24 protein-coding genes and 1 tRNA gene are annotated in these 21,364 nt (G+C 64.1%); 15 read left to right on the plus strand and 10 right to left on the minus strand.

Translation table 11 applies throughout. From position 1 onward, the window contains the following. Nucleotides 1-74: 74 nt before the first annotated feature. From ACYCVF_RS12145 to ACYCVF_RS12160, 4 genes are all read left to right on the plus strand, one after another. A complete protein-coding gene (locus ACYCVF_RS12145; protein WP_459595755.1) occupies nucleotides 75-398 on the plus strand; it encodes a hypothetical protein in 324 nt (107 codons plus the stop codon). 245 nt (nucleotides 399-643) lie between these two features. Continuing rightward, entirely contained in the window at nucleotides 644-1,519 is an 876-nt protein-coding gene (locus ACYCVF_RS12150; protein ID WP_459595756.1) for a helix-turn-helix transcriptional regulator, read from the plus strand. A gap of 139 nt (nucleotides 1,520-1,658) precedes the next feature. Then, nucleotides 1,659-3,092, plus strand: coding sequence for an amidase (locus ACYCVF_RS12155; RefSeq protein WP_459595757.1), 1,434 nt, complete (start codon nucleotides 1,659-1,661; stop codon nucleotides 3,090-3,092). 259 nt (nucleotides 3,093-3,351) lie between these two features. Beyond that, a tRNA-Arg gene (locus ACYCVF_RS12160) sits at nucleotides 3,352-3,428 on the plus strand. Between the two features lie 379 nt (nucleotides 3,429-3,807). Here ACYCVF_RS12160 and ACYCVF_RS12165 read toward each other — a convergent pair. Then, nucleotides 3,808-4,164 (minus strand): hypothetical protein, encoded by a 357-nt coding sequence (locus ACYCVF_RS12165; protein ID WP_459595758.1) that lies wholly within the window; start codon nucleotides 4,162-4,164, stop codon nucleotides 3,808-3,810. Nucleotides 4,165-4,472: 308 nt separating this feature from the next. On the opposite strand from ACYCVF_RS12165, the gene ACYCVF_RS12170 reads away from it, so the two are divergent. Then, nucleotides 4,473-4,691: a hypothetical protein gene (locus ACYCVF_RS12170; RefSeq protein ID WP_459595759.1), complete on the plus strand. Its 219-nt coding sequence runs from the start codon at nucleotides 4,473-4,475 to the stop codon at nucleotides 4,689-4,691. A 38-nt stretch (nucleotides 4,692-4,729) separates the two neighbouring features. Here ACYCVF_RS12170 and ACYCVF_RS12175 read toward each other — a convergent pair whose 3' ends face one another. After that, nucleotides 4,730-6,007, minus strand: a complete 1,278-nt coding sequence (locus tag ACYCVF_RS12175) for a hypothetical protein (protein ID WP_459595760.1) — start codon at nucleotides 6,005-6,007, stop codon at nucleotides 4,730-4,732. 113 nt (nucleotides 6,008-6,120) lie between these two features. Here ACYCVF_RS12175 and ACYCVF_RS12180 point away from each other — a divergent pair, with 113 nt between their 5' ends. Next, the gene (locus ACYCVF_RS12180; RefSeq protein ID WP_459595761.1) at nucleotides 6,121-6,348 is read left to right on the plus strand and encodes a DUF2171 domain-containing protein; all 228 of its coding nucleotides are present in this window, start codon (nucleotides 6,121-6,123) and stop codon (nucleotides 6,346-6,348) included. Between the two features lie 126 nt (nucleotides 6,349-6,474). Here ACYCVF_RS12180 and ACYCVF_RS12185 read toward each other — a convergent pair whose 3' ends face one another. Next, the gene (locus tag ACYCVF_RS12185) at nucleotides 6,475-6,687 is read right to left on the minus strand and encodes a hypothetical protein (protein ID WP_459595762.1); all 213 of its coding nucleotides are present in this window, start codon (nucleotides 6,685-6,687) and stop codon (nucleotides 6,475-6,477) included. 573 nt (nucleotides 6,688-7,260) lie between these two features. Here ACYCVF_RS12185 and ACYCVF_RS12190 point away from each other — a divergent pair. Beyond that, complete coding sequence (locus ACYCVF_RS12190; protein ID WP_459595763.1) at nucleotides 7,261-7,422, plus strand: hypothetical protein; 162 nt, start codon at nucleotides 7,261-7,263, stop codon at nucleotides 7,420-7,422. Nucleotides 7,423-7,720: 298 nt separating this feature from the next. Here the strand turns inward: ACYCVF_RS12190 and ACYCVF_RS12195 are convergent, their stop codons facing one another. The 3 genes from ACYCVF_RS12195 to ACYCVF_RS12205 form a co-directional block, all read right to left on the minus strand. Beyond that, entirely contained in the window at nucleotides 7,721-8,488 is a 768-nt protein-coding gene (locus ACYCVF_RS12195; protein WP_459595764.1) for a hypothetical protein, read from the minus strand. Nucleotides 8,489-8,661: 173 nt separating this feature from the next. Further along, the gene (locus ACYCVF_RS12200) at nucleotides 8,662-8,898 is read right to left on the minus strand and encodes a hypothetical protein (RefSeq protein ID WP_459595765.1); all 237 of its coding nucleotides are present in this window, start codon (nucleotides 8,896-8,898) and stop codon (nucleotides 8,662-8,664) included. Nucleotides 8,899-8,974: 76 nt separating this feature from the next. Continuing rightward, on the minus strand, nucleotides 8,975-9,211 hold the full coding sequence (locus ACYCVF_RS12205) for a hypothetical protein (RefSeq protein WP_459595766.1): 237 nt from the start codon (nucleotides 9,209-9,211) through the stop codon (nucleotides 8,975-8,977). A gap of 265 nt (nucleotides 9,212-9,476) precedes the next feature. On the opposite strand from ACYCVF_RS12205, the gene ACYCVF_RS12210 reads away from it, so the two are divergent. Then, nucleotides 9,477-9,824, plus strand: a complete 348-nt coding sequence (locus tag ACYCVF_RS12210) for a DUF6481 family protein (RefSeq protein WP_459595767.1) — start codon at nucleotides 9,477-9,479, stop codon at nucleotides 9,822-9,824. A gap of 124 nt (nucleotides 9,825-9,948) precedes the next feature. Here ACYCVF_RS12210 and ACYCVF_RS12215 read toward each other — a convergent pair whose 3' ends face one another. After that, entirely contained in the window at nucleotides 9,949-10,194 is a 246-nt protein-coding gene (locus tag ACYCVF_RS12215) for a pentapeptide MXKDX repeat protein (protein ID WP_061020816.1), read from the minus strand. A gap of 317 nt (nucleotides 10,195-10,511) precedes the next feature. On the opposite strand from ACYCVF_RS12215, the gene ACYCVF_RS12220 reads away from it, so the two are divergent. From ACYCVF_RS12220 to ACYCVF_RS12230, 3 genes are read left to right on the plus strand one after another with little or no spacing between them, the layout of a single operon-like run. Beyond that, on the plus strand, nucleotides 10,512-11,534 hold the full coding sequence (locus tag ACYCVF_RS12220) for a TRAP transporter substrate-binding protein (protein WP_459595768.1): 1,023 nt from the start codon (nucleotides 10,512-10,514) through the stop codon (nucleotides 11,532-11,534). After that, nucleotides 11,531-12,085, plus strand: coding sequence for a TRAP transporter small permease (locus ACYCVF_RS12225; protein ID WP_459595769.1), 555 nt, complete (start codon nucleotides 11,531-11,533; stop codon nucleotides 12,083-12,085). The genes ACYCVF_RS12220 and ACYCVF_RS12225 overlap by 4 nt, the downstream gene beginning before the upstream one ends. Continuing rightward, entirely contained in the window at nucleotides 12,082-13,440 is a 1,359-nt protein-coding gene (locus tag ACYCVF_RS12230) for a TRAP transporter large permease (RefSeq protein ID WP_459595770.1), read from the plus strand. The genes ACYCVF_RS12225 and ACYCVF_RS12230 overlap by 4 nt, the downstream gene beginning before the upstream one ends. 103 nt (nucleotides 13,441-13,543) lie before the next feature. Here ACYCVF_RS12230 and ACYCVF_RS12235 read toward each other — a convergent pair whose 3' ends face one another. Next, complete coding sequence (locus ACYCVF_RS12235) at nucleotides 13,544-14,227, minus strand: GntR family transcriptional regulator (protein ID WP_459595771.1); 684 nt, start codon at nucleotides 14,225-14,227, stop codon at nucleotides 13,544-13,546. Between the two features lie 232 nt (nucleotides 14,228-14,459). Between ACYCVF_RS12235 and ACYCVF_RS12240 the strand changes: the two genes are divergently transcribed. From ACYCVF_RS12240 to ACYCVF_RS12255, 4 genes are all read left to right on the plus strand, one after another. Further along, the gene (locus ACYCVF_RS12240; protein ID WP_459596455.1) at nucleotides 14,460-15,068 is read left to right on the plus strand and encodes a TRAP transporter small permease; all 609 of its coding nucleotides are present in this window, start codon (nucleotides 14,460-14,462) and stop codon (nucleotides 15,066-15,068) included. Then, nucleotides 15,068-16,333, plus strand: coding sequence for a TRAP transporter large permease (locus ACYCVF_RS12245; RefSeq protein WP_459595772.1), 1,266 nt, complete (start codon nucleotides 15,068-15,070; stop codon nucleotides 16,331-16,333). Before ACYCVF_RS12240 ends, ACYCVF_RS12245 begins: the two co-directional genes overlap by 1 nt. A gap of 23 nt (nucleotides 16,334-16,356) precedes the next feature. Next, on the plus strand, nucleotides 16,357-17,340 hold the full coding sequence (locus ACYCVF_RS12250) for a TRAP transporter substrate-binding protein (protein ID WP_459595773.1): 984 nt from the start codon (nucleotides 16,357-16,359) through the stop codon (nucleotides 17,338-17,340). A 75-nt stretch (nucleotides 17,341-17,415) separates the two neighbouring features. Continuing rightward, nucleotides 17,416-18,342, plus strand: a complete 927-nt coding sequence (locus tag ACYCVF_RS12255) for a dihydrodipicolinate synthase family protein (protein ID WP_459595774.1) — start codon at nucleotides 17,416-17,418, stop codon at nucleotides 18,340-18,342. Between the two features lie 101 nt (nucleotides 18,343-18,443). On the opposite strand, the gene ACYCVF_RS12260 is transcribed toward ACYCVF_RS12255, so the two are convergent. Continuing rightward, nucleotides 18,444-19,355, minus strand: coding sequence for a hydroxymethylglutaryl-CoA lyase (locus ACYCVF_RS12260; protein WP_459595775.1), 912 nt, complete (start codon nucleotides 19,353-19,355; stop codon nucleotides 18,444-18,446). 1 nt (nucleotide 19,356) lies between these two features. Then, nucleotides 19,357-21,360 (minus strand): acetyl/propionyl/methylcrotonyl-CoA carboxylase subunit alpha, encoded by a 2,004-nt coding sequence (locus ACYCVF_RS12265; RefSeq protein ID WP_459595776.1) that lies wholly within the window; start codon nucleotides 21,358-21,360, stop codon nucleotides 19,357-19,359. Nucleotides 21,361-21,364 lie beyond the last annotated feature (4 nt).

The raw sequence follows: 21,364 nt of genomic DNA on the forward strand, positions 1-21,364 counted from the left end.
CGGATATCGCAGCGAACGCCGCGGTCAGATGAAATGCTCGGAAAGGTGACGGACTCAAGGCGAAGGAACCAAAGGTGCAAATCGTCGCTTTCGCCATGGCAAAGCAAGCCCAAAGCTGCCCCAAGGACCGCCGCCTCGAAGCGGCGGCAGAGGATGAGATTTCCCGGCATAGCACGTCCCGGGAGCGCGACATGGTCTGCCGCGAAGTCCAAGTAGCGCATCAAACGCACCGCCGCTGCGCTTTGTCGCTTGCCGGACGAAAACGGTTCGGTTCAGGCTTGGCGGATGTCAGATTTTTTTTGCGCTGGTCGAGAATCGCCAAGGCATCGCTTGCCTCTGGCCGGCGCGTTCCGAAGTCAGCCATCTCCCCCACTGGCACTCAAATTGCTTTCGTGTGACACTGATAGCGATCGGAGTAGACAGTTCGCCCCTGGGCCGCGTGAAATAAAGTGCGCAAGGTTGACCAACGAGCTGCTATCCACCTCCCGGCATACGGATCGGCCGCTCGGGCCTGTGTACGACTGACATGACTGTCCGTGATCGATCAGGAACCAGCCTCGCTCGACGTACCAGTGCCTTCCTGCTTGAACTTTACGCACTGGCGCGCGCGCTGCCGCTCGACCGCTTTCAGGAAGCCACACTTTTGCGGCTGCGCGACCATTTACCGTTTCGGTCTGCCTATTGGGGCATGCTGCGGGCGCAACCGCGCGGGGCGCTGACGCTGCACAGTTCTTTCGTCGACGTTTTGCCGCACGACTTTGTCCGCGACTGGGAGACCGTCAAGCACAAGGATGCACTGGCGGCAAAGGTGGTTGCCACACCCGGCGTCGCGGCCAGTATGAGTGCGAGGGCCATGGGCCATGCCGAATTTGTCGCCCTGGGCAATCGGTTCGACATCGCCAGCGCAATGTCGATCGCGGTCGCCACGCCAATCCCTTGCTTGTTTGCCTTCCTGTCACTTTATCGGCCGGCCGATACCCCCGGATTTGGCCCCGCCGACCGGTCCTTTCAGGAGCTCATCATGCCGCATGTCGCAGCTGCCTGGCATGCGAACCGGCTGCACCATGTCGAAGGCCTGCGGGCGCGCTCGGACGTCCTTCGAGAGGGCTTTGCCGTTGCCGATCAGCACGGCCTGCTACATGCGAGTGACGCAACCTTTGCCGCGTTGATGAGCCTTGAATGGCCGCGCTGGCGTGGACCGGAGTTGCCTCGCTTGCTGCGCGACGCAACGAACGCCGGTCACAGGTATGACGGCCGTGCCTTGAGCGTCGATGCCGCCCCCCACCATGGCCTGGCCGTGCTTCGCGTCCGTCCCCGCGACGCGACGGGCCGCTTGTCGCCGCGCGAGACAGAAATCGTGGACTTGTATCGCGAGGGCCGATCCTACAAGGAGATCGCGGCGTTCCTCGGCTGCTCGCCCTATACAGTGCGGCACCATCTTCGCGCGATCTACGACAAGCTGGGCGTGAACAACAAGGTTGCGCTCCTGCATCTCGCCAGTCGCCCCCGCTCCTCCTAGCTGGGTCGCGCGCCCCGGCGCCGCCACGACCGCGCAGGGGGGTGGAACATCTGGTCGATGGTGAACCATCTGCAATCCCGCTTTCCTGATCGAGGCTCTCGAGACTCGAGCCATGTCACGAGCCATGTCAGGAGACAAGATGAAGCTCGACGAATACGCAAGGTACGACGGATTGGGGCTCGCCGAATTAGTTCGAAACGGTGAGGTGAGCGCGGCAGAGTTGGCGGCAACCGCCCGCTTGGGCATCGAAAAGGTCAACCCCACCATCAATGCCGTCATAGGTAATATCGACTCGCAATCGCCCGAGCCGGCCGACGGCCCGTTCGCTGGGCTGCCGTTCCTCATCAAAGACCTGGTCATGCACGCTGAAGGCGTCCGCTGCGACATGGGCAGCCGGCTTGTCGAGGACAGCTTCGTCTCGCCGCATGACACCGAGTTGATGCGCCGCTTCAAGGCCGCAGGCTTCGTCGCGATCGGTCGCACCAATACCCCCGAATTCGGCTTCTGCTCCACGACAGAACCTGTTCTCTACGGGCCGACACGTAACCCATGGAATGTCGGGCGCTCCCCGGGCGGCTCCAGCGGGGGTTCCGCCGCCGCCGTCGCCGCAGGTATCGTGCCCATCGCCCATGCCAATGACGGGGGTGGCTCCATTCGGATCCCCGCGGCCATGTGCGGCGTGGTCGGCCTGAAACCTACTCGTGGACGCACCCCGACCGGTCCCGAGTTCGGCCAACCCCTGCACGGCCTGGGCATCGAACACGTGGTCACACGTACGGTGCGCGATTGCGCGGCGGTGCTCGATTCGGTGCTAGGGCCGGGGGTCGGAGATCCCTTCGTCATTCCGCCGCCGTCGCGGCCCTACGCCGATGAAATCGGCGCTCCGACAGGGCGGCTGCGCGTCGCGGTGTCCTTGTCCGGCATGAAGGGAGCGCGTGCCGGAGGCGATGTGCGCGATGCCGTCATGCGGGTGGTACGCGAACTCGAAACTCTCGGTCATGAGGTGAGCGAAGCCTCGCCCGCCTATGACGAAACCATGTTCCACAAGGCGAATATCGTCTATTGGTGCGGCTTCCTGGCTGCGGGGATTCTCGGCACAACCCAGCTCAACGGACGCCGCCCTTCTCCGGAGACGCTCGAAGCCACGACCCTCGCCTGCTACCAATACGGGTTGGGCCTAAAGCTCGTCGATCTCGAAATGGCCGACGCATTCGCAAACGTCGTCTGCCGGTCGGTTGCGCCCTTCTTCAACGAGTACGACGTGCTGCTCACACCGACCCTCGGAGAGCGGACCGTGGCGCTGGGGCATCTCGACGCCAACGATCCATCGCTGGATGCGCAGGGCTGGTACGATCGCCTGTTCAATCACGCCTCATACACGGCCCTTTACAACATGACCGGGCAGCCCGCGATTAGCCTGCCACTGACGACGGACTCCGAAGGAATGCCCCTGGGCATGCAGTTCGTCGCACGTTTCGGGGCCGAGGATATTCTGCTGCGGCTCGCGGCCCAGCTCGAGCAGGCCCTGCCGTGGACGGGCCGACGGCCCGGGGTGCATGTTGGAGCGGCATAGTCCCATGGCTGCCGGGATGACCGCGCACCGCTGCTCGTGGAGCGGCACGTGATCTTTATCTATCCCACGCCTCGCCTTGACGCCTCGCCTTGACTCCTCGCCCTGGCCCCGGGACCAGCAAGAGCCGAACTCAGCGCTTTTGGGGTTGAGGCGGAAAGGGCGCGGATCGGGCTTGGCCAACCCGCGGATTTTTCATATTTGGAGTGATAGAAGACAGGCAGGCGGTTAACCGAGGCCGGCGCAAGGCCCGCCTCGAGACGGTCCCGTAGCTCAACTGGATAGAGCATCAGATTTCTACTCTGAGGGTTGCAGGTTCGATTCCTGCCGGGATCGCCAATTGTTGCCCACACTAACAATAGCCTCACCGCGTTGTGGGTTTGTTCCCTCCAGGCGATGCTGACAAGGTGCGGCTGTCTGATAGCGAGCGGCGCTTCGTCTGTTGGCCTGCGGGAGTCGCGGCGTCGACGTTCGTACAGCTTGGCGACCGTAGCTGCGAAAGAGGCCGGAAGCCAAGCCGGTCTAATCGTCTGTGCGGGAAAGCGCCTTCGCCGTGCGCGCTGCCTTGCGCACGGCCGTCTCGCTTGCAGCGAGTACCCGATAACTGTGTTCCAGGGCCTCGAGGTGATGGCGGGCGAAATCGTTTCTGGCACTCTCTTTTGCCGCCCGGTAGTGCTCGGCTCGCTCTAGAAATTCCTCCGGCGTCACCTGAGCGGTCTCAATTCAACTTGCGTCGGAGCTTCTCGATCAGGGCGCGCTGCTCCTCGATGCTCTCGCTGACAACTTGCTTGAGGTCCTCCGTCGCCTTTTCATTGTCGACGTTGGAGTCCTTCGATGTTTCGGAGGCTTCTTTGTTCATGTGGTTCAATCCGTCGTTGCAGGCAACGATTGACTTCCTCTCCGGTTTCAAAGGAACCCCACCACCAATCGCCCGCAGCGGCTCTCGTGTCAGCCGGGCACTATTGTCACACAATCTAAGTTCCTGGAAAGGAACAGCATTTTCTTCGCGCGACGAAACACTGCTGAAACAAAGTAGTGTTTTGTTGAGGAAACCGGGGCTGGCTGCATAGTTCACTTACATCTTTTCACCCGGAGTTTTTTGACAGTGGGGCCGCAGCGGATGTCCGCTGCGGCCTTTCTGTTTGCCGTCAGAAAACGCCGGCCCGGCAGCCTGGTCTTCGTCTTGCCGCCGGCGCCTCATTCCGTCGATCTGCGCACTCTGAGACAAGGGGTCGCTTGAGGAGACCAAGGACGCCCCGTCGTCCTTCACGAACGCGTGGGTAGTTTCGCTCCGGGCTTTGAACCGAGCACATGAGCCCTATCTATGCGCCGGGCGACGTGTGCCCAAAAAGGATCCCGATGCCTCAATCTGAATGGACCAGAATGGCCGTCGCATCCGCGGTGGCGATCGTCGCGATGTCGTACCTGGCGATTGACGCAGGCGTCGTAACCACCAACGTGGTCACAAAGCCCATCAAGGTGGCGCAAGCATCGATCGTCGGCGCCGCGATGGGCCAGCATCACCTTGCCTTCGCAGTTCAGGAGTGGGCGCGCGGCGGCCACGAGAGGCCGGCCTTGGAGCAATGCCTGGCGATCGATTGATCCCGGCATATCCTCACGCGGCTACCGACGATGTCTATTCACCCTTCTCCCTGATGCGTCCGCCACCACCGCGCAATCGCGGCCGCCAGACCTTTCCAAAGCTCCGTCGGAAGATCCGAGACGGCCACCCGGACGCTGTACTGATCCGTGGTCGCATCGTGAAACCACTCGGTTGCCGCGAAATCGAAGCCGAAACTGCCGGCGTGGCGGATGGGAAAGCCCTCTTGGCGCAATTCGCCGCTCATGTCTTCGGCAGCCTGCCGCGCTGTCGCCTCGTCGAGCGCGCGTTTTCCCCGTAAGGTCACATAGAGGCCATGGGCGAAATGAAGCTCGGCCGAGAGCGCCGGGAGCGTCGCGGCAAAATACCGGGCTGAGCTTCGGCCGTTGCGCAGGATCGCCGCGACGCGCCTCTTCGTAAGGACCCAGTACTCCGTGCTGCCCGCGAAGGGCGGGAAGTGAGCCGGCAACGCCGCGCCACCGAGCAGCCGCACCGCGTTGCGGGTTTCCGCCGCGAGACGTGTCCATTCAGGGCGCCCTGCCCGCTGCTGGTGCTCAGTCCCATGCACGAAAACGGCCGAGCCGAGCCGGCCATATTCCGCTCCGAGCGAATCGAGCTTGTTGTGGCTTCGCACCAGCACCAGCGGAATTCCGTATCGCCGGGCCCACCTCAAGACACGCCTGATGCGGCCTGACCTGCCGGCGAAACACGTCGTATCGAAGATCAGGAGGTCGAGGCCCGAGCCGTCACAGCGTAGCGCCGCCTCGAAGGCGCCGGCCAGGGAGCAGGAATCCAGCAGAAGTATTCGCGGCAAACTCGACGGAGCAAACGCATCGCCCAGCGGCAGCTTCAAGGCTTCGAGCCGCAAATGAGGGACGAAGCCCCGGATCAGCTCCAGCGTTTCGCCGTAGGAACCTGGAAGCGCCAGGACATCAGCCTTCTCGACGATTTGCGCGGAAGCGAGCAGCACGGCGGAGAGCGCCGCCATGCCTGAAGCTGTGTAGATCGCCGTGCTCGTGCAGCCGCAGTCGAACTCATAGAACGAAGGACCGCGGACCGTCAGATCGGCCCGCTGGTAGTCGTAACTGAACTGGAACGGCCCGCTGGCGGGATCGGCGGTGTGCGACCAGGCCGTCTCCGTCGCCTGCCACTCCTGCAATTCGTGCTCCGCCCTCAGCGCCGCAGTGATCCGGAATTTGGATCTGACGACGTCCTCGACGGAACGCGGACGCGCCAACTCGAGCCGGTTTCTCAGGCAATCGTTCAACAGCCCGAGTTCCTGATGCTTTCGTTCCAGATAGGCTGGAATGGTCTCCATGCGCGTCTTGACAGATCCGGTGCGGCGTCAACGTGCAGAAGGCGCCATGGGTCCAAAGCGCCTGCTGCAACGAACATCGATCTTCGCCGTTGAATGGGTGCAAGGAGGACAGCATGTCTGACATCAGAGAGCACATGAAGATCATCGGCAAGGACGGAGCACATGTCGGTACCGTCGATCGCGTCGAGGGCAACCGCATCAAGCTGACGCGGAAGGACAGCCCGGAAGGTCACAAGGACCATCATCACTACATCGACACGAAATATGTCGGTGCCGTCGAAGGCGATGTCGTCAAGCTGTCGGTGAATGCCGACGCCGTGCCGAAGACGGAAGCCGCCTGAAACACTGAGCCCCTTCGGGGGCTTTTTGTTTGTTCATGGTCCGACTCCCCTTCGTTCGCAAGGCACGAATCGCGATCGCAAATCGAGGGGCCGAGCATTCGTTAATGAACGGTTCAACCAGATCGGTCATGCACTCACGAGGACCGGCCGCAACCGGTAGGCATCGATCGCCGCGTTCGACAAAAGCAATCGGCGTCGCTCTCCACGCAGCATCATGCGGTCGATACGGTTCAGGATGAAGCGTGCCGATTCCTTGTGCTCGCCCGTGAGCAGGCCGGATTGGTCGAGGTAGCTCCAGGCGATCTCGAACGATTGTGCGCGTAGCTCTGGGTCGGTCATGGCCGCACAACGTTGCCGCGGAACGAATGTTCCTGCCTGCCGAGTTGGGCAGCCTCTCGAGCCGCCCGGGATTTCAGCGGCGGAGTTGATCCGGAACGAACCTGCGCGCAGAGCGTTGCATGTGCGAAACGAGTGGTGCCGACCTACCAGCCCGGGTCGGCTTTGAAGGGCCCCGTGCTTGTCCCCCGAGCACGGGGCTTTCTCATGTGGGGCAGCCTATCAGCTTTGGATGCGCCCAGCCCGATCCGCCAAGCCCGCTTGCTCCTCGCGCGGACCGCGGGCGAGCTGCTGCCATGCCAGAGCCAGCTGAATCAATCGTTGCCGATCGGCGCCCTCGGATTCCGCGGCCAGCTTCATTGCGGCCTCAGCTTCGTGCTGTGGATCGTACTGAGTACTCATGAGACCGAGTTTAGACAGCCGATCTGGACAGGCGCATGGCAATTTCGCCCGTATGATTGCGGGGTGCCTTCCTCGTCGCGCATGCCTCATTCGATGGATCTGTGAACTGCGTCACAGCCTGCACCTGTTATCTCCGCTAAAAACGATTCAACGCTCCATGGCGGAGGTCAGGTCATGACACACAAGGCGGCGGCAGAGACGATCGCCCCGACCCAGCGACATAGGTCCGACCTGCTCGGCATCGCCTATCTCGGCACCATCGCCATCGTGATGCTGGCCTGGATCGGCGGCCTGGTCTGGGGCACGATCGCATTCTTCACCTGGCTCGTGTCCTGACGCGCGAAGCAATCGGCTCGCTTGCCACACGCATAAGCTGCGTGAGCCGATCTCCGCTAGAGCAGGAAAGGCAGTGCCTGAGAGAGTTTGATCCCGCCGCAAACGATCATGGCCCAGAGCGCCACGCTGATCTGGATGGCATCCAGCATGTCCCTACATCCCCGCGAATCATCCCGATTTTTCTTTTGAGATTTGCGTGAGGCGACAACGAGCGCCAGCGCTAATTTCAAGCTTCGCCGGCGCGCAAAAAAAGAGGCGGGCTCAGCCCGCCTCCGCACTCCAATGTGGCTCGCAGAACTCAGTAGCACGCGCGGGGATCGGCCTGCACGTACTGCCCGTTCGGATAGCGGTAGTAGCAGGTGCCCTGCGCCCAATAATAGCCGGGCTGGGATGCCGCGGTGGCGCCTGCAATTGCGCCCGTTGCGCCACCGAGAACCGCGCCTGCCGCAGCCCCCGTTGCGTTGCCCGAGATCAGGCCGCCAAGCACGCCGCCAACGATCGCGCCACCCAAGGCACTCACGCCGGGATCAGCCGGCGGCGGCGGCGGCGGTGGCGGCGGGGCATACGCGACCGGCGGCGGAGCATAGGCCACCGGCACGTCGTCGATGTAGTCCTCCGAGATGTACGCGGGCGGGCCAGCCATTCGTTGCGGATAGTAATACCAGACGCCGCCAACGTCCCACCACCAGCCGGAGCGGCCGTTGCGGACTTCGTGGCGCCAGCGTCCGCCGTCCCAAGCGCGATTGCCGCGATAGCTATGTCCACCCCAGTCCCGCGCCGGGGCAGGACCACGCGCATGACGTCCCTGCGGCGGGCCGCCGGCATCGTGCCCGCGAGGCCCAGCATGGGGCTGGCCGCCGGATTGAACGGGCCGGGTCGCCTGCTGCGGCGGGGGGCCCCTGCGCATGTTCTGATTGGCCTGAGGCGGCGCGCCTGCAGCCGGCCCGGCCGACGGCTGGCCGGCATCTCTCGGCGATCTGGCGTCTTGCGCCTGCGCCGACAGCGCAAGCAGCGACATGGCCGAAACCACGGGAATGACAATCTTCATGCGTTTGGACGCACTCATGCGTGCTCGCCCCCTGCTCTCTCGATGGCCGCGGTCCCGGGTGCGATCGGCGAATCGCCGCGTCCCGGGCTGATGCCGGCCGAAACAACTGCCCTGCTTGATCGGCCAAGTCCCGTTACAAATGATTAAGATCACGACATTTTTTCGGCCCAACGGGGCACGTTGGAGCGCGCCTAGCGAGCCGGCTCGATCACGTTGCAGTTGCTTCGCCCGGACATCAGGCAGTCCTGCATCTTGCTGGCTGCCGTGAGATTCCGGGTGAGCCACCAACCGACGCCCAGGATCGCGATCGCAATGATCAATCCGGCGATTGCACCCCGGCGGTTGTCACCGGACTGCCGATTGGGCTGACGGTTCGGTCGAGGATTGAGCCCGTCGCCCGGCTCGGATCTGGATTCTGGCTTCGACATGCCGCCTGGTCGCACTGGGGAGCCGGCTTTTATCACCTCTGCGGCGTCGCGTCACATCCCGATCAGACCGCGCAATTCAGCCTCGGGTCGGCGGAATCGCATCCTTGCGCGAGGTTTCGACCGCTGGAATGGCCTGCTGGACCCGCGGTGCGCAGCTCGTGAGCACGAATGCGGTCTGGGTGCATTCCCAATCCGCGCCTAACAAGGCACTTTCAACGGGCTGTGGACGAGCGAGCAGCAGCGCGGCTGCGGCCACGCCTGCGAGGACGAAAGCGATCGCGAGCGCCTTCAGACTTGGTTTTGAGATCATCATGCCCGTACTCCGTCTCGTATCGGGGGGACGCTAGGCGTCGCCCTCGTGCTCCCTTATGAGGGAAATCACAATTCGGCAGTTTTTCCGGGCTACGAGAGATCGTCGGGGTGGGCGATTTTTCGTCGACCTGATCGGCTGCGAATATAGTGGCTTCGCGACGCGCGCCGATGTACACGCTTCTGCGTCGCGTGGCGCCTGCTATGCCCAGCCGACGTACCAACAGGCAGCGATGTAGGATCGAAAGCGAGGAAGACAAGGCTCGTCGATGAGTGGATTCAGGGAACCCGGCTTCACAGACCGGCAAAAGGCAGCGCAGGACGCTCGCAAGAATCTGTTGAACAAATTCAAGTCGCAGCCGGGTCCCGATGATCCGGCCGTTGCGGCTCGTCGCGCCGAGCGCGAAGCCCTCGCCGCCAAGCGCGCCGAGGCCAAGGCCGCGCGCGAAGCCGAGAAGGCCGAGCAGAAGCGCCGCGAGGAAGAAGCCAAGGCGGCCGAAGCCGAGCGGACAGCACGCGAGGCCCAGGAAACCGCCGAACGGCTGGCGGCGCTCGAAGCCGAACAGAAGGCCAAGCGGGACGCCCGCTACGCGGCCCGCAAGGCCAAGCGCAAGTAAGGCACGCTGGTCACGTTCAATTGTAATTGAACGAAAGCCCGTTCCGGAGGCGGCCCAAAGGCCGCCGCCGGAATTAGGGCTGCGCGGCCGCCCCAAGATGGCGCCGCGCGATGACGACGAAGGATCAATTCTTCTTCATCATCCCGTCGTCCTTCTTCATGCCATCCTTCGACATGTGGTCCTTCTTCATGCCGTCGTCCTTGGACATGGTGTCCTTCTTCATCATGCCGTCCTTGGACATCGTGTCCTTTTTCATCATGCCGTCATCCTTGCCCATCTTGTCCTGAGCAAAGGCGGCCGGCGCAAACGCGAGGCCAAGCGAGAGAGCGGCAGCCGAGACGCCGAGCACGATGCGGGTGCGAGTGGTCATGGTTCAACTTCCCTTCGAGATGGTGTTGTCAGCGACGGACGCCGCTATTCAATCTCGACGGATCGACAGCCGGCGTCGTTACGCCGCCTGCCGATAAATTTTCGCGAGCGCTCCGCTATCCCGCCGCGCGGCCTGCTCCCGCACTCGCAACCTGAAAGTGTGCAGCGCAGCACGGCCGGCACTTGCCTGGGCACTCGGTCTCGAACTATCAGATGAGAGACTATCGGGTGAATGACCGGCTCGGATGGGCCTACGGGCCGGTCTCGCAGCCTCAAGCCCAACCAAAGCAAACAAGAAGCGTCCGAGGAAATCCCATCATGCTCACGCGCCGCCATCTGCTCGCGACCGCTGTCGCGGCACCCGCAATCCTTCGCTTCGGCACCGGCACCGCGCAGGCCGCGACCACGCTGAAGATCTCGCACCAGTTCCCGGGCGGCACCATCGACAAGGGCGATTTCCGCGACCGGCTCTGCCGCATGTTCGCCGCCGAGGTCGCCAAGCGCAGCAATGGCGACATCGCCGCCGAGATCTACCCGAACTCCTCGCTGATCAAGACCAACGCGCAGTTCTCCGCGATGCGCAAGGGCGCGCTCGACATCAGCCTCTATCCGATGCCCTATGCCGGCGGCGAGGTGCCGGAAACCAATATCGGCCTGATGCCGGGCCTCGTGACCACCTACGACCAGGGCCTGCGCTGGAAGAAGGAGCCGGTCGGCAAGGCGCTGACCGATTTCCTTGCCGACAAGGGCATCATCCTGCTCACCTGGGTCTGGCAGGCCGGCGGCGTCGCCAGCCGCTCCAGGCCCATCGTCGCGCCCGAGGATGCCAAGGGCATGAAGGTGCGCGGCGGCTCGCGCGAGATGGACATGGTGCTTCAGACCGCCGGGGCCTCGGTGCTGTCGGTGCCGTCGAACGAAATCTACGCGGCGATGCAGACCGGCGCCTGCGATGCCGGCATCACCTCCTCCACCAGCCTGATCTCGTTCCGACTCGAAGAGGTCGCGAAGTCGCTGACGTCAGGCGCCGGCACGTCCTACTGGTTCATGCTCGAGCCGCTGATGATGTCGAAGACGATCTTCGACAAGCTGCCGAAAAACCACCAGGACATCCTGCTCTCGGTCGGCACCGAGCTCGAAGCCTTCGGCCGCAAAGGCGCGCAGGATGACGACATCGAGGTCGCCAAGGTCTATGAGAAGGCCGGCGCCAAGGTCTCGGCGCTCGACGCAGCGACTGTCGGCAAGTGGCGCGACATCGCCCGCGACACCGCCTGGAAGGACTACAGCGGCAAGACCGCGACCGCGGCGAACCTGCTCAAGCTCGCGATCGACGTCGCGGCATGAGCCACGGTCCGCTTCCGGATCGTGACACCCCGTCGAGCGCTGCCGCAGGGCCCGGCCTTGCGGCAGCAATCGATCGCAGTCTCGCCATCCTCAACAGCATCATCGTGGTGTTCGCGGCGATCGCCCTAGTCGCGGCCTGCAGCATCCTGAGCTACAGCGTGCTCAGCCGCGCTCTCTACAAGGCCGCCAATTACTGGCAGGACGAGGCCGCCGTGTTCCTGCTGGTCGGCGCGACCTTCATGACGGCGGCTTACGTGCAGCAGAACCGCGGTCACATCGGCATCGAGGCCTTTGTCGGACTGCTCTCGCCTCTGGCGAACCGGATCAGGCTCTGGCTGGTCGACGCCGCCACCTTTCTGTTCTGCGCTTTCTTCACCTGGAAATCCTGGACGCTGGCGCACGAGGCCTATGTCGATGGCCAGGTCTCGAACTCGATGTGGTCGCCGCCGCTGGCCATTCCTTATACGCTGATGGCGCTCGGCATGAGCCTGCTCTGCATCCAGATCCTCGTGCAGCTTGCGCTGCCTTTCACCGGAGCCCGGCGGCCATGAGCGTCTTCGGTATTGGCCTCGCTTACGGGATCGTGACGCTGCTCGTAATGTTTTCGGGCATGCCGATTGCATTCGCGCTCGGCGCGGTCGCGGTCGCGTTCATGGCGATCTATATGCCTGCCGCGTCGCTCGATACGGTGACGCAGAACGTCTACGAGGAAATGGCCTCGATCACGCTGCTGTCGATCCCGCTCTTCATCCTGAAGGGCGCCGCGATCGGCAAGTCCCGCGCCGGCCAGGATCTCTATTTGGCGCTGCATGCCTGGCTGCACCGCGTGCCCGGCGGCCTCGGCGTCGCCAACGTGTTCGCCTGTGCGCTGTTCGCGGCCATGGCGGGCTCCTCGCCTGCGACCTGCTCGGCGATCGGATCGGCCGGCATCCCCGAGATGCGCAAACGCGGCTATTCCGGCGGCTTCGCCGCCGGCATCATCGCGGCAGGCGGCACGCTGGGCATCCTGCTGCCGCCCTCGATTACCATGATCCTGTTCGCGGTCGCCGCCGAGAAGTCGCTTGGGCGCCTGTTCCTCGCCGGCATCGGTCCCGGCCTGCTGCTGGTCTTCCTGTTCGGCGCCTATGCCGTCGTTCGCTTCCGCCAGGAATATGCCGCTGCCGAAGCGGTCTACAAGAACGGCGGACCGGAGGCTCCGATCCTGCATCGTGACGAGTACACGCTCGCCGAACGCTTCAGCGTGCTGCCGCGCGTGATCCCGTTCGTGCTGCTGCTGACCGGCGTCATGGTCGCGCTCTATGGCGGCTACGCCACCCCGTCGGAAACGGCCGGCCTCGGCGGCCTGCTCGCGCTGGCGCTGATCGCCGCGATCTACAGCGTGTGGCGCCCGAGCGACCTCGCTCCGATCATGAAGTCGACGATCCGGGAATCGACCATGCTGATGATGATCATCGGCATGTCGCTGCTCTATTCCTACGTGATGAGCTATCTGCACATCTCGCAGTCGGTCGCCGAATCCATCGTCGCGATGCACCTGCCGCGGTGGGAGCTGCTGTTCGCGATCCTCGTCATGGTCGTCGTGCTGGGCTTCTTCCTGCCGCCGGTCTCGATCATCCTGATGACGGCGCCGATCATCCTGCCGCCCTTACGCGCCGCCAATTTCGACATCATCTGGTTCGGCGTGGTCATGACCATCGTGATGGAGATGGGGCTGATCCATCCTCCGGTCGGCCTCAACATCTTCGTCATCCGCAACGTCGCGCCGGACATTCCCCTGCGCGAGGTGATCTGGGGCACCCTGCCCTTCGTGCTGCTGATGATGCTCGCGGTGCTGCTGCTGTGCCTGGTGCCGGGAATCTCGACCTGGCTGCCGGATCTCGTGATGGGGCCGGACGGGAGCAGGTAGCGCCAGTCGCTACTGCCTTGGAGTGAGCAAGGCGGAGCGTGCAAACTATCTGTGGGCGATTTCGGAAGCATGGTGGGCACGGCGCTCAGCGCCTTTGCTCACCCTACGATTTCTCCTTGCGCCGCGACCGCGGTGCGTTCGCCACGACCTGCAACAGATCCTTCCGCACGGCCTCGATGTGCCGCTCCAGGAAGCGGCAGGCCTCCTCCACCTTCTGCGCGCGGCAGAGCGCGATCAGATGGGCGTGCTCCTTTTCCGCTGTCCCCATCGCCTTGGTGTTGGAGAGCTGGAGACGAGTATAGCGGTCGCTGGTCTGGAGCAGTGACAGCACGATCGCGCGCGTACGCGGCTGCGGCGCGTGGACGTAGAGCGCCATGTGGAAGTCGGCGTTCAGCTGGCCCCAGTCGCTGACGTTCCTCGCCTTGATCGCCTTCTCGAATCTCTTGTGGATGTCGTCGAGTCCCTCGAAATCCTCCGCGGTGAAGCGCGGCGCCGATTGCGCGAGCAGGCGCGGCTCCAGGATGCAACGCAGGTCGAACACGTCGTTGATCTCGTCCAACGACAGCTCCGAGACGATGGCGCCCTTCTGCGGCACGATGCGCACCAGGCCTTCGGCCTCGAGCTGAAACAGCGCTTCGCGGACGGGAATGCGACTGACGCCATAGACCTCACCGAGCGCATCCTGACGCAACTGCGATCCCGCCGGATGGGTGCCGTCGAGTATCGCCTGCCGGAGCTGGTCGACGATCGCAGCCGACAGGGTGCGATGCTTCAGAGGCTGTTTCATCTGACCTTCCGACTTCCCTTCCCGACTCATCCGGCCGAAGCGGTCTCTCTCTTGCATGGTGAAGCGCCCGGCAAAAGCCGAGTGCGCACAAAAACCGGGTGCCCAGCAAAAGCGCGTCCTGCCGCCGAATTGACCGCAAACTCCGTTTGACTCCCAAAATGTATAAATTATACATTTGGTAATCGCACGCCAAATCTTCGGGGTTGGGTCCTCTTTCATGATCGAGCAGACGATGCCGGCCACGCGTGCATTCAGCGTCCGACGCATGGTCGTTCGTATGTCGGGCGCCCTGCTCGCGGGCGAGCGCCTGGCGCTGATGGGGCTGATGTACCTGCTCACCGGATTGATCCTGGTGAACGTCGTCACCCGCTACTCGCATTTCCCGATCTACTGGATCGATGAATCCGCGGTCTATTGCGTGGTCTGGCTGACCTTCATCGGCGCCTCCGCGATGACGCGGCTGCGGCTCGATTTCGCGGTCACCATGCTGACGGAGCGCCTGTCGGCGCAACATCAGAAGCTCGCCAAGGTAATTTCGACCGGCCTCGTCGTCGTGTTCGGCGTCGCCCTGATCGTGACCTGCGTGCTCTGGATGGACCCGATCGGGCTCGCCCGCGCCGGCTTCGACGGGCGCAAGCTCGCGGCGGAAACCTTCAACTTCCTCTACACCGAGCGCACCCAGACGCTGAACTGGCCGACATGGGTGCTCTATCTGACGCTGCCGATCTTCGCGATGTCGATGACCATTCACGGCCTCGCCAATCTGCTGGAAGATCTCGAGCTGGTCCCGCGCACGTCGCCAAGAGGTTTCCAGCTGTCCGAGCTGGACGGGGTCAACTGATGATCACGTCAGCGGCCTTCATGACGTTCATGCTGGTCGGCGTGCCGATCGGCCTCTGCCTGTGCCTCGCCGGCCTCGTCTATATCGCCGCGTCCGGCAATCCCGTGCTGTTCCAGTCCTATCCGCTCCAGCTGTTCGGCGGCGTCGACAGCTATGGCCTGATCGCCATCCCGCTCTTCATCCTGATCGGCGAGATCATGAACGGCGGCGGCATCACACGGCGCATCGTCGACATGGCGATGGCCTTCGTCGGCTCGCTCAAGGGCGGGCTCGCCTACGTCAACATCCTCGCCAACATGTTCATCTCCTCCATCCTGGGATCTGCGACGGCGCAGGTCGCCATCATGGCCCAGATCATGGTGCCGGAGATGGAGAAGAAGGGCTACGACAAGACCTTCGCAGCCGGACTGACCGCCTATGGCGGCATGCTCGGCCCGATCATCCCGCCGTCGGTGATGTTCGTCGTCTACAGCGTGCTGGCGCAGGTTTCGGTCAGCGACATGCTGATTGCCGGCATCGTGCCCGGCGTCATTCTCACGGTGATGTTCTGCCTCGTCATCGCGCTGATGGGCTATGTCTACAACTATCCGCGCGCGGACTATCAGACGCCGCGCCAGCGGATCATGACGATCCTGCGGACCTCGCCGACGCTGCTGATCCCAATCGTCATCGTCGGCACCATTCTCGGCGGCCTCGCCAACGCGACCGAATCCGCGGCCGTCGGCGCGGTCGCCGCCGCGCTGGTCGGAAAGTTCTGGACCAGGGAGTTCGAGTTCTCCCAGCTGCCGCAGATGATGCTGCGCAGCGCGATCTATTCGGCGATCGTGCTGTTCCTGGTGGCGGCCGCGGCCGTGTTCTCCTGGGTCCTGATCTTCGGCAAGGTTCCACAGGAGACCGCCGCCTGGATCCAGACGGTCGCCAAGGATCCGGTCAGCTTCATGCTGATCTGCAACGTCATCCTGCTGCTGATCGGCACGGTGATCGACGGCATTCCCGGCCTGATCATGACGGTGCCGATCCTGCTGCCGGTTGCGACCGAGGTCTATCACATCGATCCCAGGCATTTCGGCGTCGTGGTGGTGATCAACCTGGTGCTCGGCCTGCTGTCGCCCCCTGTCGGGCTCTGCTTCTTCGTCGCGGCCGCCGTCACGGGCGCCAAGCCCGGCAAGATGTTCATGGTGACGCTGCCCTTCTTCGTCATCTCCTGCGTCCTCCTCGTGCTGCTCTCGCTCTATCCGTCGCTCTCGCTGATCCTCGTCAAATAGGCCATCCAATAAGGAGCCCGACCATGTCGCTTTCTCGCCGCCGCTTTCTCGCCGCCAGCGCCGCCGCATCGGTGTTCGCGCCGTCGCTGGCGCTCGCCCAGGCCAAGGAATTCCGCCTCGGCCTGATCACACCGAACGGTCATTCCTGGAACAAGGCTGCGCTCAAATTCGGCGAAGATCTCAAGGCCGCCACCAACGGTCGCCTGACATTGACCGTGTTCCACTCCGGCCAGCTCGGCAACGAGCCCGCGATGATGCAGCAATTGCAGTCCGGAGCGCTCGACATGGGCTTTATCCAGGCCGCCGAGCTCGGCTCGCGCGTGCCGCACATCGCCGCGATCAACGCACCTTACATCGTCCGCTCGACGCCGGCGGTGGCGAAGTTCGTGCGGCATCCGGCGGCGGTCAAGCTGTTCGACGTGCTGCCGCAGGAGACCGGCACCATCGGGCTCGGTTGGGGCATCACCGGTATGCGCGCGGTGTTCTCGTCCAGGGATCTGCACTCGCTAGCCGACATCAAGGGCATGAAGCTGCGCATCAACCCGACGCCGGTCTATCGCGACTTCTATTCTTCGCTTGGCGCAGCTCCAACCCCGATCCCGACGCCGCAGGTGTTCGACGCAATGGCGAACGGCCAGGTCGACGGCCTGGAGGCCGATCTCGAATTCTCCTGGAATCAGCGCTTCGACAAGGTGTCCAAGGTCATCCTGCAGATGAACGCCGTCTTCATGCCGATGGCAGCCGTCGTCTCGGGTCGGATCTGGCAATCGCTGCCTGCAGCCGATCGCGAACTGATCACCAAGACCATCAAGTCCACGCTGGACACGCAGATCGACGAGCTCGCCGGCAACGAACCCGCGCTGATCGAGAACTTCAAGAACGCGCCGATCCCGATCCGCCAGGTCGACGCCAAGGACACCGAGGCCGTCGTCGCCGAGTTCGACAAGATCTGGCTGCCCAAAGCCCCCGTCCTCGCCGAGCTGCGCAAGGTCGGCGCGACGCTCTGATCCCAACCATCGTCCTCACGTCAATGCCCGGCGGATCGAACGATCCGCCGGCACAATTCCAATCGGAGCCAAGCAATGAGCCCACGCATCTCCTGGGAAGGCGTCTTCCCGGCCGTCACCACGCAATTCAACGACGACCTGTCGCTCAATATCGATGCGACCGCGAAGGTCATGGACGGGCTGATCCGCGACGGCGTTTCGGGTCTGATCGTCTGCGGCTCGGTCGGCGAGAACACCTCGCTCGAACGCAAGGAAAAGATCGCGATCATGGAGACCGCGAAGTCGGTCGCGGCCGGCCGGGTGCCCGTGCTGTGCGGCATCGCCGAATTCACCACGGCCTTTGCGGTCGAGACCGCGAAGGAAGCCGCGCGCATCGGCATCGACGGTGTCATGGTGATGCCGGCGCTGGTCTATTCCTCCAAGCCGCACGAGACGGCCGCGCATTTCCGCGCCGTCGCCTCGGCAACCGACCTGCCGGTGATGCTCTACAACAATCCGCCGATCTACAAGAACGACGTCACCCCGGACATCCTTGCCTCGCTCGCCGACGTCGAGACCGTCGTCTGCTTCAAGGACTCCTCCGGCGACACCCGGCGCTTCATCGACACCCGCAACATGGTCGGTGACCGCTTCGTGCTTTTCGCAGGCCTCGACGACGTCATCGTCGAAAGCGTCGCCATGGGCGCGGTGGGCTGGGTCTCCGGCATGTCGAACGCCTTCCCGCGCGAGGGCGAGACACTGTTCCGCCTCGCCAAGGCAGGACGCTTCCCTGAGGCGATGCCGCTCTACGAATGGTTCATGCCGCTCTTGCATCTCGACGCACGGCCGGACCTGGTCCAGTGCATCAAGCTCTGCGAGCACATCATGGGCCGCGGCACCGCACTGACCCGCCCGCCCCGCTTGGCACTGCTGCCGCAGGAAAAGGCCGAGGTCGAGGCCATGATGGCCAAGGCGCTGAAGAACCGTCCGCGTCTGCCGGATGTCGGCCTGAAGGCGGCCTGACCGTCTCCGTTGTCATTGCGAGGAGCGAAGCGACGAAGCAATCCAGGCTGCTACCTCGGAGAGATTCTGGATTGCTTCGCTGCGCTCGCAATGACGGAGGACTAGGAAGCCGCCCGCTTCCGCTTGGCGTTCAGCGCGGACGCCACGCGGCTCACGGGCGGCTTGCCCAGCACGCCGCTCATCGCGTTGGTGGCCGCCAGGAGCTTGTCCATATCGACGCCGGTCCTGATGCCCATGCCTTCGAGCATGTAGACGACGTCCTCGGTCGCGACATTACCGGTCGCGCCCGGAGCGTAGGGGCAGCCGCCGAGGCCTCCCGCAGCGCTATCGATGACGCGGACGCCCTCTTCCATCCCTGCATAGAGGTTGGCGAGCGCCTGGCCGTAAGTGTCGTGGAAATGCATCGCGAGCTTGGCTGCGGGAATGTTGGCCGCAACCGCACGCAGCATCTCCTTGGCCTTATCAGGCGTGCCGACCCCGATAGTGTCCCCCAGCGAGATCTCGTAGCAGCCGAGATCGAACAGCGTGCTGGCGAGATCGGCCACCGCCTTCGGCTTGATCTCGCCGTCGAACGGGCAGCCGAGCACGCAGGAGATATACCCGCGCACCCTGACGCCGTCGGCCCTGGCGCGCGCCAGCACCGGCTTGAACCGCTCGATGGACTCCGCGACCGTGCAGTTGATGTTGGCGCGCGAGAAGCCTTCGGAAGCCGCCGCGAACACCGAGACGACTTTCGCGCCGGCCGCGCGCGCGGCATCATAGCCCTTCTCGTTCGGCACCAGCACGTGGAACTCGGCGCCCTGCACGTGGTTGACGCCGCGCAGCACGGCGTCCGAGCTTGCCATCTGCGGAATCGCCTTGGGCGACACGAAGGCGCCGACCTCGACCGTATCGAGACCGGCCGCGACCAGCGCCTCGACGAAAGCAATGCGGCCCTCGACGCTGACCGGCGTCTTCTCGTTCTGGAGGCCGTCGCGCGGCCCCATTTCAATGATGCGGACGGGATCGCTCATGTCACTCTCCGGACGGTTCGACCACGGCGAGCTCGACGCCCTCCTGCACGATGTCGCCGACCTTGCATTTGATGGACTTCAATACCCCGGCATAGGGCGCGCGCAGCGTCTGCTCCATCTTCATCACTTCCAGGGTCAGGATCGGGGCGCCCTTGTCGAGCTTCGCTCCTTCCTCGGCCAGCACGGCGACGACGGTGCCTGGCAAGGGCGCCGCAATCTTGTCCTCCCCGGTCTGCTCCTCGCTCTCGCCGCCGAACGGATCGACCCAGTGCAGGTCGAAGCGGCCGTTGCGCGTGCGCAAGTAAAGCTCATGGCCGTCGATCACGGCCGCGACGGACGATTTGACGCCGTCGAGTGTCAGGTCGAAGCCGCCCTCCCTCGCCGCGATCGCGAACGCCAATTCGCGCTCGCCGATCACCAGCGTCGAGGGCCCACTGCCGTAATTCAGCGTGATCTTCTGCTCCGGTCCGTGACCGACGCGGAAGGCAAAGCTGCGCTGGCGGCGGCCGACCGGCTGCCAGCCGAAGGTCTGCCAGGGCGAATTTGCCTGCGCACCGGCCGCCTGTTGCTCGTCATTGAGGATCGACGCCACCGCGGCGCAAAGCTCGAGCTCGCCGGGTGCCGGCGCGGCCTGTGTCAGAACCGCAAGCTCACGCTCGATGAAGCCGGTGTCGATCGCATTCATGCGCACCTTGGGATGCGTCATCAGCGCCGACAGGAACGGGATGTTCGTCACGATGCCGCGGACGTCGGACTCTTCCAGCCCGCGATTGAGCCGCTCGATCGCGACATCCCGCGTCGGCGCCCAGGCGATCATCTTGGCCAGCATGGCGTCGTAGTAAGGCGACACGCTGTCGCCTTCGCGATAGCCGGCGTCGATGCGCAAGCCCCCGGTTTCCGCCGGCAGCCGCCAGGTCGATATCCTGCCCACCGACGGCATGAAGTTCTTGGTCGGGTTCTCGGCGTAGACGCGCGCCTCCACCGCATGGCCGTTGAGCCGGATCTCGTCCTGCTTCAGCGGCAGCGCCTCGCCGAAGGCGACACGCAGCTGCCATTCGACGAGGTCGATGCCCGTGATCAGCTCGGTCACGGGATGCTCGACCTGGAGGCGCGTGTTCATCTCGATGAAGAACACGTCCTTGCCGTCGGAGACGAACTCGATCGTGCCGGCGCCGACATAGTTGACGGCACCCGCCGCCTTTCGTGCGGCGGCGCAGACGGTCTCGCGCTGGGCGGCGTTCAGCGTCGGTGACGGCGCCTCCTCGATCACCTTCTGGTGCCGGCGCTGCAAGGTGCACTCACGCTCGAACAGCGAAAGCAGGTTGCCGTGGCTGTCCCCGATCACCTGGACCTCGATGTGGCGGGGATTGTCGACATATTTTTCGATCAGCATGCGGTCGTCGCCGAATGCCGCCTTGGCCTCGCGCTTGGCGCTGACGATCGCGGGCCCAAGCTCGGCCGCCGAGCGTACGATGCGCATGCCGCGCCCGCCGCCGCCGGCCGAGGCCTTCACCAGGATGGGGAAGCCGATCCTGTCCGCGGCCTTCGAAAGCGTCGCCTCGTCCTGGGCCTCGCCGTGATAGCCGGGCACCAGCGGCACGCCGGCCTTCTCCATCAGCGCCTTGGAGCCGGACTTCGAGCCCATGGCATTCATCATGTCGGCGGTCGGGCCGATGAAGACGAGGCCGGCGTCATAGCAAGCCTGCGCGAATTGGGCATTCTCCGACAGGAACCCATAGCCGGGATGCACGGCCTCGGCACCGGTCTTGCGCGCCGCTTCGATCAGCCGCTCGACATTGAGATAACTGTCGCGGGCCCGCGCGGGCCCCAACAGCACGGCTTCGTCCGCCAGCGCGACATGCATCGCGTCGCGGTCGGCCTCGGAATAGACCGCGACCGTGCGCAGGCCCATGGCGCGCGCGGTGCTGATGACCCGGCAGGCGATCTCGCCGCGGTTGGCGATCAGGAGCGTGCGAAAACGCCGGTAGAGCTTTGAGCGGTCCATCGCA

Source organism: Bradyrhizobium cedriense (assembly GCF_054602315.1).

Excerpts from the sequence above, each read along its gene's own strand:
- ACYCVF_RS12260 (WP_459595775.1), bottom strand. The coding sequence starts at position 19,355 with ATGAGCGATCCCGTCCGCATCATTGAAATGGGGCCGCGCGACGGCCTC.
- ACYCVF_RS12225 (WP_459595769.1), top strand. The coding sequence starts at position 11,531 with ATGAGCCACGGTCCGCTTCCGGATCGTGACACCCCGTCGAGCGCTGCC.
- ACYCVF_RS12205 (WP_459595766.1), bottom strand. The coding sequence starts at position 9,211 with ATGATGATCTCAAAACCAAGTCTGAAGGCGCTCGCGATCGCTTTCGTC.
- ACYCVF_RS12230 (WP_459595770.1), top strand. The coding sequence starts at position 12,082 with ATGAGCGTCTTCGGTATTGGCCTCGCTTACGGGATCGTGACGCTGCTC.
- ACYCVF_RS12210 (WP_459595767.1), top strand. The coding sequence starts at position 9,477 with ATGAGTGGATTCAGGGAACCCGGCTTCACAGACCGGCAAAAGGCAGCG.
- ACYCVF_RS12190 (WP_459595763.1), top strand. The coding sequence starts at position 7,261 with ATGACACACAAGGCGGCGGCAGAGACGATCGCCCCGACCCAGCGACAT.
- ACYCVF_RS12245 (WP_459595772.1), top strand. The coding sequence starts at position 15,068 with ATGATCACGTCAGCGGCCTTCATGACGTTCATGCTGGTCGGCGTGCCG.
- ACYCVF_RS12240 (WP_459596455.1), top strand. The coding sequence starts at position 14,460 with ATGCCGGCCACGCGTGCATTCAGCGTCCGACGCATGGTCGTTCGTATG.
- ACYCVF_RS12175 (WP_459595760.1), bottom strand. The coding sequence starts at position 6,007 with ATGGAGACCATTCCAGCCTATCTGGAACGAAAGCATCAGGAACTCGGG.
- ACYCVF_RS12215 (WP_061020816.1), bottom strand. The coding sequence starts at position 10,194 with ATGACCACTCGCACCCGCATCGTGCTCGGCGTCTCGGCTGCCGCTCTC.
- ACYCVF_RS12185 (WP_459595762.1), bottom strand. The coding sequence starts at position 6,687 with ATGACCGACCCAGAGCTACGCGCACAATCGTTCGAGATCGCCTGGAGC.
- ACYCVF_RS12195 (WP_459595764.1), bottom strand. The coding sequence starts at position 8,488 with ATGAGTGCGTCCAAACGCATGAAGATTGTCATTCCCGTGGTTTCGGCC.
- ACYCVF_RS12200 (WP_459595765.1), bottom strand. The coding sequence starts at position 8,898 with ATGTCGAAGCCAGAATCCAGATCCGAGCCGGGCGACGGGCTCAATCCT.
- ACYCVF_RS12170 (WP_459595759.1), top strand. The coding sequence starts at position 4,473 with ATGGCCGTCGCATCCGCGGTGGCGATCGTCGCGATGTCGTACCTGGCG.
- ACYCVF_RS12180 (WP_459595761.1), top strand. The coding sequence starts at position 6,121 with ATGTCTGACATCAGAGAGCACATGAAGATCATCGGCAAGGACGGAGCA.
- ACYCVF_RS12235 (WP_459595771.1), bottom strand. The coding sequence starts at position 14,227 with ATGAAACAGCCTCTGAAGCATCGCACCCTGTCGGCTGCGATCGTCGAC.
- ACYCVF_RS12155 (WP_459595757.1), top strand. The coding sequence starts at position 1,659 with ATGAAGCTCGACGAATACGCAAGGTACGACGGATTGGGGCTCGCCGAA.
- ACYCVF_RS12220 (WP_459595768.1), top strand. The coding sequence starts at position 10,512 with ATGCTCACGCGCCGCCATCTGCTCGCGACCGCTGTCGCGGCACCCGCA.
- ACYCVF_RS12255 (WP_459595774.1), top strand. The coding sequence starts at position 17,416 with ATGAGCCCACGCATCTCCTGGGAAGGCGTCTTCCCGGCCGTCACCACG.
- ACYCVF_RS12250 (WP_459595773.1), top strand. The coding sequence starts at position 16,357 with ATGTCGCTTTCTCGCCGCCGCTTTCTCGCCGCCAGCGCCGCCGCATCG.
- ACYCVF_RS12265 (WP_459595776.1), bottom strand. The coding sequence starts at position 21,360 with ATGGACCGCTCAAAGCTCTACCGGCGTTTTCGCACGCTCCTGATCGCC.